The 11,903-nt window shown below is 57.6% G+C and carries 10 protein-coding genes; 8 read left to right on the top strand and 2 right to left on the bottom strand.

Going from position 1 to position 11,903, the window contains the following annotated elements:
- The first annotated feature begins 227 nt into the window (after positions 1–227).
- The 4 genes from ACZ48X_RS04260 (at position 228) to ACZ48X_RS04245 (ending at position 5,065) form a co-directional block, all read left to right on the top strand.
- Positions 228–3,251, top strand: coding sequence for an MMPL family transporter (locus ACZ48X_RS04260; protein WP_336351918.1), 3,024 nt, complete (start codon positions 228–230; stop codon positions 3,249–3,251).
- A gap of 1 nt (position 3,252) precedes the next feature.
- A complete protein-coding gene (locus ACZ48X_RS04255) occupies positions 3,253–3,660 on the top strand; it encodes a TrmB family transcriptional regulator (protein WP_336351919.1) in 408 nt (135 codons plus the stop codon).
- Between the two features lie 9 nt (positions 3,661–3,669).
- On the top strand, positions 3,670–4,491 hold the full coding sequence (locus ACZ48X_RS04250) for an IS5 family transposase (RefSeq protein ID WP_336351920.1): 822 nt from the start codon (positions 3,670–3,672) through the stop codon (positions 4,489–4,491).
- Between the two features lie 250 nt (positions 4,492–4,741).
- The gene (locus ACZ48X_RS04245) at positions 4,742–5,065 is read left to right on the top strand and encodes a hypothetical protein (RefSeq protein WP_336351921.1); all 324 of its coding nucleotides are present in this window, start codon (positions 4,742–4,744) and stop codon (positions 5,063–5,065) included.
- A 120-nt stretch (positions 5,066–5,185) separates the two neighbouring features.
- On the opposite strand, the gene ACZ48X_RS04240 is transcribed toward ACZ48X_RS04245, so the two are convergent.
- Positions 5,186–5,821, bottom strand: a complete 636-nt coding sequence (locus ACZ48X_RS04240; protein WP_336351922.1) for a hypothetical protein — start codon at positions 5,819–5,821, stop codon at positions 5,186–5,188.
- On the bottom strand, positions 5,808–8,579 hold the full coding sequence (locus ACZ48X_RS04235) for a hypothetical protein (protein ID WP_336351923.1): 2,772 nt from the start codon (positions 8,577–8,579) through the stop codon (positions 5,808–5,810). Before ACZ48X_RS04235 ends, ACZ48X_RS04240 begins: the two co-directional genes overlap by 14 nt.
- 360 nt (positions 8,580–8,939) lie before the next feature.
- Here ACZ48X_RS04235 and ACZ48X_RS04230 point away from each other — a divergent pair, with 360 nt between their 5' ends.
- The 4 genes from ACZ48X_RS04230 to ACZ48X_RS04215 all read left to right on the top strand — a co-directional run bounded on the left by ACZ48X_RS04230 (position 8,940) and on the right by ACZ48X_RS04215 (position 11,866).
- Positions 8,940–9,761 carry an IS5 family transposase gene (locus ACZ48X_RS04230; RefSeq protein WP_336351924.1) on the top strand — a complete coding sequence of 274 codons (822 nt, stop codon included), beginning with the start codon at positions 8,940–8,942 and terminating at the stop codon, positions 9,759–9,761.
- Positions 9,762–10,437: 676 nt separating this feature from the next.
- The gene (locus ACZ48X_RS04225) at positions 10,438–10,761 is read left to right on the top strand and encodes a hypothetical protein (protein ID WP_336351925.1); all 324 of its coding nucleotides are present in this window, start codon (positions 10,438–10,440) and stop codon (positions 10,759–10,761) included.
- Positions 10,762–10,880: 119 nt separating this feature from the next.
- Positions 10,881–11,390, top strand: a complete 510-nt coding sequence (locus ACZ48X_RS04220) for a PAS domain S-box protein (protein ID WP_336351926.1) — start codon at positions 10,881–10,883, stop codon at positions 11,388–11,390.
- Positions 11,387–11,866: a sensor histidine kinase gene (locus ACZ48X_RS04215; RefSeq protein WP_336351927.1), complete on the top strand. Its 480-nt coding sequence runs from the start codon at positions 11,387–11,389 to the stop codon at positions 11,864–11,866. Before ACZ48X_RS04220 ends, ACZ48X_RS04215 begins: the two co-directional genes overlap by 4 nt.
- The last annotated feature ends 37 nt before the right edge of the window (positions 11,867–11,903 follow it).

Below are 11,903 nucleotides of genomic sequence, written 5' to 3'. Positions count from 1 at the left end.
CGTCTACCACCGACGACCGGTCGCCTGCTGAAACGAAGCGGTGGCAAAGATGCCGGCCCACAGGCACCTCAGGTTCGGAATCCCCCTGTTCGAGCCTTTTTTCGATGCAATCGTAGACAGTGACGAGAGCAAACGCTACCCTTTTGTAGACTGAACGTTTAGTCAGCACCGACGAACTGTGAGTACCACACTGACACCACGACCACGAATCACACGGAGGTATCGACATGGGACGGCTTGACGGCCTCTTCGAGACCGTAACGGAGCACTCGCGAATCGTCATCGCGCTCATGCTCGTCCTCACCGTCGCCGTCGGCGCCGGCGCCAGTGGAATCGACCAATCGAGCTCGCTCGACCAGTTCCAGAGCGAATCCGAGGAGTCCAAGAAACTCTCCTACATCGAGTCGAACTTCTCCACTGGCTCCGACAACACGACGAGCACACAACTCATCGTCAGGGACGACAACGTCCTCGACAAGGCGACCCTCGTCGACATCATCGAACTGGAACAGCGACTGCAGCAAAACGACACCATCGGGACCACGCTCGCGGAGAACAACTCCGTCGTCGGCATCTCGAACATCGTCGCAACGGCCGCCATCCAGAGCGAGATCGGCGCCGAACTCCAGCAAAAAGCGACGCGATTCGAGCGCCTGAACGCGACCGTCGTGGAAGAATCCGCCGCGCTCCAGCGCGAACAGGCCGCACTCGAACAACGGAGTACCGCGCTGAACGAGACCGTCGGGCTCCTTCGGGGCGCCCTCGACACAGTGCGTGCGAACCCGAACGCCGACATCCGAACGCAGTACGAACAGGTCGAGGCGAACACGACCGTCGACATCAGCGACGACTACGCCACGTTCGAAGCCGCCGCCGAACAGCTCCGGAACGCCACCTCGCGCGACGAAGCCGAGGCCGCGTACCGGCAAGGCACACAAGGCGTCCTCGCTGAACAGTTCGCCACGCTCCAGCAACGCGGTGCCGAACTCGAGGACCGCGGTGAAGCACTCGAAGCCAAGGCAACCGAGCTCAAGGAACTCGGCCGGGAACTCGCTGCCCTGAAGACCGAACTCGAGGCCAAGTCGAACCCGAGTCTCGACACACAACTCGAGCAGCTCCGCTCGATGAATCAGAGCGAGATCGACGACACCCTCTCGCTCGTCCTCGGCGAGGACAGCGACGGCGGCGGCGCCGCTTTCGCGTTCATGCCCACCAGCTACGAGCCGGGTAGCACGAGTGCGAACGCGACGATGCTCATCGTCACGCACGCGTCCGGTGGCGGCGCCGCGACGGGGACCGCCCCCGACCGCCTCGTCGACGCGCAACTAGCGATGCAGAGCGTCACGAACGACGTCGGCGACGGCACTGACGTCCTCGTCTTCGGGTCGGGCATCATCTCCGACGAGATCAACCGGTCGATGGCGGACAGCCTCGCCATCGTCGGGCCGCTCGCGCTCCTGTTCGTCGTCGTCGCGCTCGCCATCGCGTACCGCGACCTCATCGACATCCTCCTCGGCGTGTTCGGCATCGGCGCCGTCCTCGTCTGGACGTTCGGCTTCATGGGCTGGGCCGACATCGCGTTCAACCAGATGATGATCGCGGTGCCGGTGCTCCTCATCGGGCTGAGTATCGACTACGCGATACACATCTTCATGCGCCACCGTGAGGAGCGGAACAACCGCCACACCGCGAGTGACGTCCGCGGCGCGATGCGCGTCGGCCTCGTCGGCGTCGGCGTCGCGCTCCTGTTCGTGACCGCGACGACTGTCATCGGGTTCCTCGCGAATCTCACGAGTCCCATCCCACCGATCAAGGACTTCGGTATCGTGAGCGCGGTCGGTATCTCCGCCGCGATGCTCGTCTTCGGCGGTCTCGTCCCGGCGCTGAAGGTCGAGATCGACGAGTTCCTCGAAGGCCGCTTCGACTGGGACCGCAAGAAGACCGCGTTCGGGACCGGTGGCGGCCGATTCAGTAGCGTGCTCGCCGCCGGCTCGACCGCTGCACGCAAAGCGCCTTACGCCGTCATCGCCGTCGCGCTCCTCGTGAGCGCCGGCGGTGCGTACGGTGCCACGCAGGTCGACACGAGCTTCAACCAGGAAGACTTCCTCGCGCAGGACCCCCCTGAGTTCACGAAGGACCTCCCGGAGCCGTTCGCGCCAAGCGACTACACTGCCAAGGACAACCTCGAATACGTCAATCAGAACTTCCTCCGCGAGGACTCCCAGGCGCAACTCCTCGTCCAGGGTGACGTCGCGACACCAGACGCGTTGGAGCGGCTCGATGCCGCTCGCGACGCCGCCGCGGACAAGGACGCGGTGCAGGTACTCTCGAACGGCGAACCGAACATCCAGGGGCCACTGTCGGTCATGGAGACGGTCGCCGCGGAGAACGAGACGTTCAACGCGACGTTCCATGCCGCGGACACCGACGGTGACGGTGTGCCCGACCGGAACGTCAACGCCGTGTACGGCGAGCTGTTCGCAATTGCGCCCGACGAAGCCGCGGGCGTCATCCACCAGACGGAGGACGGCGAGTACGCCGCCGCGCGCCTCGTCATCTCCGTGAACGGCGGCGCGTCCAGCACGGCCGTCACCGAGCAGATGCGCGCCGTCGCAGACACCGCCGGCGGGAACGGGCTCGAAGCGACCGCCACCGGCCAGACGATCCTGTTCAAGATCGTGCAGGACAACCTGCTCCAGACGGTCATCGAGAGCCTGCTCATCACGCTCGTCGCCGTCGTCGCGTTCCTCATGATCACCTACCGAATCGCCGAAGGGAGCGCGACCCTCGGGTTCGTCACCATCCTCCCGGTCATCCTCAGCGTCAGCTGGATCCTCGGGACGATGTTCCTGCTCGACATCCCGTTCAACATCCTGACCGGGATGATAACGAGCCTGACCGTCGGACTCGGAGTCGCGTACAGCATCCACCTCAGCGAACGCTACAACCAGGAGCTCGAACGCGCAGACTCCATGTGGGAGGCGATGCGGACCGCTGTGACCGGGACCGGCGGGGCACTGCTCGGTAGTGCCGCAACCACCGTCGGCGGGTTCGGCGTGCTCGCGTTCGCCATCCTGCCGCCACTCCAGCAGTTCGGCATCATCACCGGAATCACCATCATCTACGCGTTCCTCGCGAGCGTGCTCGTCCTGCCGAGCCTGCTCGTGGTCTGGACGCGGTACGTCGGCCTCGACGAGGCAACGTCGATGGAGGCGACTCCCAACGCGGGTGAGGTGCCCGCAGAGGACTGACATGGACGAACGTGATGCGGTCGACGCGCTCGAGCACCTCGGACTCACGTCCTACGAGGCGAAGGTGTTCATCGCGCTCCAGAAGCTCGACACGGGGTCCGCGAGAGACATCAGCCGCATCGCGGACGTCCCCCGCTCGCAAGTCTACGGCGCTGCTGAGAGCCTCGAAGAACGCGGAATCGTCGAAGTCCAGCAATCGAATCCGATTCGGTATCGCCCCGTCGACCTCGAAGCGGCCAAGACACACTTGCGGTCGCGGTTCGAGGCGCACCAATCGGACGCGTTCCAGTACCTCGAACACGTCGAATGCGAACGGTCCGACACCGGGGATCGACAAGCGGACATCTGGACCATTAAAGGAGCGGAGGCTCTGTTGAAATCCTCAGAGAGTTACAGGTTCGCCTCGTAGTCTGACCAGATGGAAGCCCTCCCGAAGTCGCGGTTACTCCGGTTCGTTGAGCAAGCGATACACTTGGCTCGGCGAGCCGTCGCTCGTTACTCCTCGAAATTCTCGAAACGGCGGTACACACTTCATCAACACATCGTCTTGCTCTGTCTCAAGGTTCGGAAGAATACGACGTACCGGACGCTTCTTGACGAACTTATCGAGATGCCCCGGATTCTGAGTGCCATCGATCTGATGGAACTCCCCTCTCCCTCAACGTTGTGTAAAGCGTTCAATCGCCTTGATATGGCTGTTTGGCGGGTTCTTCTCAACCTCTCAGTCACGCTTCTTCCGACTAATGGTGTCGTCGGGATCGATGCCTCCGGTTTCGACCGCAGTCACGCCTCGAAACACTATACAAAGCGAACGAAGCTGACTATTCAGCAGTTGAAAGTCACGCTCCTCGTAGACACGAAGTCGAACGCAATCATCGACTTACACGTGACGACGACACGAAAACATGACTCGCAAATTGCGCCGTTGATTATCAAGCGGAATACCAGTGATGTAGGGATTCTCCTCGGCGACAAGGGAGACGATGACCAGAAGATTCGTGTATTAGCTCACGAGGAGGGTGTTCGCCCGCTCATCAAGCACCGCGAGTTTTCGTCGCTCCACAAGGCGTGGAACGCTCGGTTGGATGCTGACCTCTATGGTCAACGGAGTCAGAACGAGACAGTAAACTCCCGCCTCAAACGCAAGTACGGCGCATTCGTCCGCTCACGCTACTGGTGGAAACAGTTCCGTGAACTCGCTGTTGGCTGTCTCACACATAACATCGACAAGACACTCTGAGCGTTAGATACAGACAAAGCACTTACCGTTAGCATAAGTTCAGGTCGCTATGCGCATGCGCATTGGTTTCCTGACTGCGTTCGTCGTGGCGAATCTCGCTCTCGCAGGGTGTGCTACGTCGCCAGCAAGCCAGTCCACGCCAGCAGACACTACAATCGGTCCTCCAACTACGACGACCACGGAAGCCGGAACGACAATCGAGACGGCTGATGAAACATACTCATCGGCACCATCGACGACAGTGACCTGCATGGCGACGTCGCTCCGGTACAATGTGTCGGTGCCTGCGAAGCCTGCGAACCTGACCAGGGAAACCGCCACGGCGCTTGCAAAGAACTTCGACAGACGATACGAGAGAGCGCGGGTTAACGCCACCTACGACAACGTCACGGTCGATAGAATGTCGTTTCGGGAGGTCAATGTCCAGCGTATCGACAGGGGTTTCGAAGTTACGGTTCGATTGTACGTCCAGATCTCGGGTGAAGACCTCCACGCTAAATGGGCCTACCCGACAACCTATCGCATCACCGACCGCGAGTTTGAGCGAGAAGGACGAACACTCACTTGCTGGTGAAAAGCAGTCCTATCTAACGGCAGATTCATCTGGAAAGGTATCGAAACAATGGGATTTCAACAGAGCCTCTCAGTCATATCTCAGATGGTTTTCCGAATAAGCATCTGATGGGTAACTAGCTCACGACGGAGATTGGAGACGGGTTGAATACGAACCCGAATCTCTAATTGAAGCTAACGCTTCTTCGAAATGCTTGCGCTTCATCATGATTCGAGCTTTGTAATTGCCGAGCAGTTGGGTCGTCTCACGTTGGGAGAATTCGATATCGGTTTCGGAGCAAATTGCTCTAAAGAACGCAATTTCCCATTCGAAGAGCGGTTCAGCGAACCACGCGTATGCAGGATCTGATTCCTTTTTGTAATAACGGAGTGCTGCATCAAAAGCACTCTCTGCCTCCTCTATGTTACCGATGAGAATATTCAGGTCTGCTCTGGTCTCCTCCGCGAACCCCTGAAGCGCATTTCCAACCAACAATGACTCAGATGCATCTTTAAGCACTAATTTCGCGATATTGACCTGATTCTCTGCTCGCGTTTCGTTAGAATGGAGTTCAAAAGCGAGAGCAGAACACTGGAAATAGCACATCGATTGGCCCAACTCGTGTGGGATAATCGTAGCCGGATTTGGATAGTCGCACTGGGCTCGAGCACCATAAGCCGCAAGAGAGAAATGATGGCCTGCTAGCCCGTAGTCAGACTCCGAAAGGGCCGTTTCCGCGTTGGCTTGATGATCACGTACGGTATTAGCAGTCTTCATCGATTCTCTCTACACCATCTCGGTTTTCCATCTTGTTAACAGCCTCGTCTAAGGAATCATACATACCTTCGTTATTCAGCGTCGTGCTTACAACCCATTTTGCAAGGTCTCGAACCCCTTTGGGGCCTACTTTGATGATTACCCACCCTCCAGAACTGAGTTGAGAAATGTAGAATAGGTAAGGATCACCACTCGCACTGCCCCGCCAAACTTGTTTTGCGGTCTCAATGCTATCTAGTACTGTATCCCACTTATCAATTGGCTTCCGATCGTCAACGGGGTGGGTATTCGTTTTATCGATAACCACAGTGTTTCCACAGGGCCCCTCGACTGACTCATGTTGTTCAGCAGCCCGAAGAACCATATCACCGATGAGGGTAACTACTATCAGCTTTCCACCAGGAAGCTCTTTGATTATTTTTCTTTTTTCTCCACTTTTCCGGATAACTCGATCCGGATTCTGTAGAATGTCTTCAAGTTGATCCTGTGTAACAGAAGTCGTCTCGGAAATATACTCCCACCCATACCCTCGCTCGACGCCATCAGTTGTCGCATAGAATCCGCTCGACAGAATGACCGGCCTTGCTTGTCCGCTCATGTAATAGTGATCCACCACTTCCGCGCCACGCTTTCGGACCGTATTTGCGTCGTCAGCGGTGTAATCTACGGCGTAGAGGTAATAGGCGACGCCACCGACGGATGCGACAGACAGAGCAGTCGAGGTACTGATTAGAGACCCGACATTTCTGACAACATTGCGGGGATTAGTTGGATTTACTACACTGCCAGCTATGGCAGCACCCCCCTTCGATATTAGAGCCTTCTTTGCCGGACCGAAGTGATCAGTGCCAGTTGGCTCCACCAGAATCTGGCGCGAGTTCCCGTAAGTGTCGGAGACATTGATCCAGTACTTATCGGGGCGTTCATCAAGAGTTCCTGTTCCATCAAATGAGACTCGATACTCGCCCGATTCTCCGAATCCCTCTCCGAGTTTAGTTACAGAGGTCTCCCCCGTCGTCCATCCCGACCCGACATAATTATTATAATATCCGTTGCCGGAGATCGATATCGACGATTCGTCGTAGACGTAGAAGGTCACTCCCTTCTTGAAGTTGTCCGATGAGAGACCCGAGATTTGAGGGGGGTTGCTTTCGGTGAAAATTTGGGGGTCATACCCATCAAGGTATCCGTCATCATCGAAGTCAGCATTCCGAGGATCGCTTCCGAGAACGTCGATCTCTTCGTAGTCATTCAATCCGTCGTCATCTGAGTCTGGGTCAGCAGGGTCCGTGTACGCTTTTGCAGAAACGAACCCATTGCTATCGATGTCGATGGAGACCTCTTCAGAGTCCTCGAGGCCGTCCCAGTCGCTATCAGCAATCATTGGGTCCATGCTAGAGCGATCCCCCTCCCATGGAATTGGGACGGTGTACTGTTTTTCGACGTAGTCCCAGATCAGGTCTCCATCAGTGTCGTTTACCAACTGCGAGTTAGCTGTGACGACAGTGTCATCCGGAGCATCGACCGCGACGGCGACAGTTTCACCGGCGAAGTTGCTCGTCAGGTCGCGTTTGAACACCCCCGATCTCTTGGTCAGTGGAACGCTCGCATATTCATCGGAGTCGAGACTATAGATGAAGATCGTCGGTGGATCACGGGTGTCCAAGCCAGATACCTCATAGTCGAAGCGGAGCTGGACGGTGGCCTTCGAACTGTCGACATGGTACTCGTAGGTCGCGGTGGAGTCGACTGAGCCGTCGGAGTCATCTCCTCCCCCACTGCCATCAGAGGTCGTGGTTTCGGATGGCTGTTCAGTGGACGTGCCACTTCCGGTACCCCCTTCCGTGGTCGTCGTTGATTGGGTCGTTGTCTGTGTGGTTGTCGTGGTCGGGGGAGTCGTGGTTGTCGTTTCCGGACAACCGTCATCCGAATTCGGCGCGTATTGCTCTGGGCAGTCGTCCTGATTGTTCAGGAATCCGTCGCCGTCCGTATCGTCGTTGCCGTCACCGTCACCTAGACCAAACGTCGACACTGAATCGCTCTCGTCAGGATCCCCGACCACGAGCTTGCCGTCTTCGATGGAACAGGAACCCTCGCATTCAATTTCCTTCGACCCCATTGCTGGACGGTCCAGGTGGACCGTCGTCGCGTCCCGATACTCGGACATGTCGAAGACCGTAACCAGTCCATCTGTCTCGACAGTCCCCATCACCTTCCCATCGCTGACCGTCGTCGGGACCGACTGCCAGAGGTCCGGCGTCGAGGGATCGTAGACGAAGATCGAATACCTCGACGTGGCAGTCTTCGATTTCGTCGACGACAACGAAAGACTCTGACCCTCGTCATCCGAAGGTATATCGAACGTGACGTGCGTCGACGCGGACGTATCGGTTCCCGAGATCTCGACGACTGCAGTTTGATTCAGCGAGTTATTTCCGTAATTCCCGGTCTTATGGGAGACATTGACGCCAGCACTCGCGTTCCCAGCCCCTTCGATGGTTACTGAGGCCGTGGTATTCCCAGCACGGTGTTTCGTCCGATACGTCTCCTCAGCGTCTGGGACCCCGTCGCCATCTGTGTCCGCCTTGGTTGGATCGCTGCCGATTTCGAGTTCAGCCGCATCGTCGATCGAATCTCCATCGGTGTCAGGGTTCGCCGGGTTCGTTCCCAACGAGAGCACTTCTCGTGAGTCGTTGAGACCATCCCCGTCTGAATCGACGAGGAACAGACTCGAGTTGTGAGCGATCTCGGACTTCACCGAGAGTCCGTCTGCATCATAGTCGTCCTGTGGGTCGAGAACACCATCCTGGTCTGAATCCTCGTTCGACGCGTTGAGGTACGGACGGGTGAGCTCGTCGAAGTCACTGAGCGAATCGTTGTCCGTATCGACCGCGAACGGATTTGTCCCGGCGCTCGTCTCGATACGTGTCGGGACCTTGTCGCCGTCGAAGTCTTCGGCCCCGTCCTGGATGTCGTTTCTCGACTCGTTTGCCTGCGTATGCGTGCTATTGGAATTCGCGCTCAGCGGGCTCGTACCAGTGATCGTAATCTCAGAATAGTCTGTGAGGCTCTGTTGAAATCCTCAGAGAGTTACAGGTTCGCCTCGTAGTCTGACCAGATGGAAGCCCTCCCGAAGTCGCGGTTACTCCGGTTCGTTGAGCAAGCGATACACTTGGCTCGGCGAGCCGTCGCTCGTTACTCCTCGAAATTCTCGAAACGGCGGTACACACTTCATCAACACATCGTCTTGCTCTGTCTCAAGGTTCGGAAAAATACGACGTACCGAACGCTTCTCGACGAACTCATCGAGATGCCCCGGATTCGAAGCGCCATCGGCCTTGAGGAACTCCCGTCTCCCTCGACGCTGTGTAAAGCGTTCAACCGGCTTGATATGGCGGTTTGGCGCGTCCTGCTCAACCTCTCGATCACACTCCTCCCGACCAACGGTGTCGTCGGAATCGACGCCTCCGGTTTTGACCGGAGTCACGCCTCGAAGCACTACACCAAGCGAACGAAGCTGACGATTCAGCAGTTGAAAGTTACACTTCTCGTGGACACGAGAGTGAACGCAATCATCGACTTACACGTGACGACGACACGAAAACACGACTCACAAATCGCACCGTCGCTCATCAAGCGGAATACCGAACAAGTAGCGATTCTCCTCGGTGACAAGGGATATGACGACCAAAAGATTCGCGCGTTAGCCCGTGGAGATGATGTTCGTCCGGTCATCAAACATCGGGAATTTTCGCCGCTCCACAAGGCGTGGAACTCACGGTTGGACGCCGATCTCTACGGTCAGCGTAGTCAGAACGAGACAGTGAACTCTCGCCTCAAACGGAAATATGGCGCATTCGTCCGGTCACGACTCTGGTGGAAGCAATTCCGTGAACTCACTATTGCCTGTCTTGTTCATAATATCGACCGGTCACTATGAGCGGTAAAGATGGTTTTCACACACTGTTCAATCCAGAGTATTATCTGACAGTCACGAGACCCGCGAGAACGAGTAATACACCATACGAGATCGTTAACAGCGGTGTGACGAGACTGGAGGTTGAACCAATCGTGAGCCAGAGTGCAGTACCCAAACAACTAAGCGCGACAAGTGAGCTGAAAATTTCGATACGACGTGGCGTGGCAGTTCCAGTACGGACTCGACTATACAGAGCGTGTCCAAGGACAGCGATAGGAAAGACACCTGCGACCACGACCGCGAACTGAACTGCAACCACACCTGCCATGTTGAGTGCTGGCATAAAGTCGCTCAGAAGTGTCCCAAGGGCGTATAATCCGAGTAGGCTCACCAAGAGAACCGCAAGGGAACGTTCGACGCTACTGGCCGATGGACGCGGGAAGCGGGAGACCGTCTTACCCATGCAAAATCAACTCGTCCAAAGCGACATAAAGTCTCCGTCAAGAAGTCGGAATACTCTATTGAATAGTGCGCAGTCTGTATTCAGCATGGCCTCAGTAAACTACCAGCGGCTGAGGATTTCAACAGAGCCGGAGCGGACCAAATCGAAGCACGAGTCCGCAGCCTCGCATCGAACGCGGAGTCGAACCTGCTCTACGCCTGCAGCGGCGACGCACTCACGGCCGAGACCATCGACGTGTTGAACGAGCGTTCGAGCGCGCAGGTCGACGTCACATGCGTCAGTCGCGACGGCGACTTCGACGCGTTCCGTGACGCTGTCCAGACGGTCCGGTTCCCGGAGCGACTCCAGCCACCGCGCGAGCAGTCCGGGCGAGCGCTCTCGGTCGACAACCATAGTTTACTCCTGAGCGTCCGCGGAAACGACAGAGTTCCCGGCGCACCGGCCGAGACTGCCATCTGGAGCGACGAGACCGCGTTTGCTGCGGTGCTGTCCGAACTCCTCCAGAGCTGGTTCGCCACGCACCTCGACGTGGAGGTTCCGAGAACCACACCGGACTGACGTTCGGGCGCGAGTCGTGACGGTCGAACGACTCGTGCCAGGCGTCTCACTGCAGTCATACGGTTCAGACCTGACCCGCGGCACTATCCTTATTGTAGAGACTGCCCGTTCAGTCACCAATGGAAGACCGTACGACCCCTGAGAAACCGAAGGAACGCGACACCGAGTGGTATCGGACGATCGTGGAGGAGGTGAATGACCTCGCAACGGTCGTCGATTCCGACGGCACCATCACCTATGTGAGTCCCGCAATCACGCGAGTGTTGGGGTACGAGCCCGAGGATTTGATTGGTCATCAGGGGTACGGGTTCGTGCATTCCGACAACCAGGACCGGAACGCTGAAGCGATGGAATCCGTGCTCGAGGACGGGTCGAACGCTGAGAGCGTCGAGGTCAGGTTCCGGGACGCCAAAGGGTCCTGGCGGTGGATCGAAGCCACGATACGAAATCGCCTTGACGACGGCGTCATCGACGGCGTTCTGTTGAGCAGTCGAGACATTACGACACGGAAGGCAACGAGGCGGAGACTCGAGAGCTCGCCGAGGGCGCGCGCTTCTGGCAGACGAAACTCGCACCGGTCGCCTCCGATGGTGAGATCACGCAACTCGTGGGTATCACTCGGAACGTGACTGAGTGCGTGGAGCGGGAGCGACAGCTACGACAGCAAAACGAACGCCCCGACGAGTTTGCGAGCGTCATCTCACACGACTTGCGCAACCCGCTGAACGTCGCCGAGGCACGGGCGACGATCCTCGCCGAACAAGCAGAGAGCGAACACCTGGAACCATTACTGGAATCGCTCGACCGAATCGAAGCGATCGTCGAAGACACGTTGACGCTGGCGCGCCAGGGCAACACGATCCACGACGTGTCGGTCCGCGTCGGACGCCACGGCGAACGAGAAATCTACGTCGAGGACGACGGTCCAGGAATTCCAACCGACGAGCGCGACGCCGTGTTCGAACCAGGGCATTCATCAGATAGTGGTGGCACCGGCTTCGGCCTGACCATTGTCAAACGAATCGTGGAAGCTCACGGGTGGGAACTGGCTGTCTCCGACGGCATCGACGGTGGAGCACGCTTTGAATTCGAAACCACAGAATAAGGAGAGTGAGGCTTGTGCTGGGTGATTGAGCATTTTA

The organism is Halorubellus litoreus, from assembly GCF_055378595.1.
The sequence above is the reverse complement of the archived record's forward strand: the minus strand, read 5'-3'. Positions and strand labels throughout refer to the sequence as shown.

What these genes read in the sequence shown, in the direction of transcription:
- ACZ48X_RS04260 (WP_336351918.1), top strand. Translation starts at nt 228, where the DNA reads ATGGGACGGCTTGACGGCCTCTTCGAGACCGTAACGGAGCACTCGCGA.
- ACZ48X_RS04255 (WP_336351919.1), top strand. Translation starts at nt 3,253, where the DNA reads ATGGACGAACGTGATGCGGTCGACGCGCTCGAGCACCTCGGACTCACG.
- ACZ48X_RS04250 (WP_336351920.1), top strand. Translation starts at nt 3,670, where the DNA reads ATGGAAGCCCTCCCGAAGTCGCGGTTACTCCGGTTCGTTGAGCAAGCG.
- ACZ48X_RS04245 (WP_336351921.1), top strand. Translation starts at nt 4,742, where the DNA reads ATGGCGACGTCGCTCCGGTACAATGTGTCGGTGCCTGCGAAGCCTGCG.
- ACZ48X_RS04240 (WP_336351922.1), bottom strand. Translation starts at nt 5,821, where the DNA reads ATGAAGACTGCTAATACCGTACGTGATCATCAAGCCAACGCGGAAACG.
- ACZ48X_RS04230 (WP_336351924.1), top strand. Translation starts at nt 8,940, where the DNA reads ATGGAAGCCCTCCCGAAGTCGCGGTTACTCCGGTTCGTTGAGCAAGCG.
- ACZ48X_RS04220 (WP_336351926.1), top strand. Translation starts at nt 10,881, where the DNA reads ATGGAAGACCGTACGACCCCTGAGAAACCGAAGGAACGCGACACCGAG.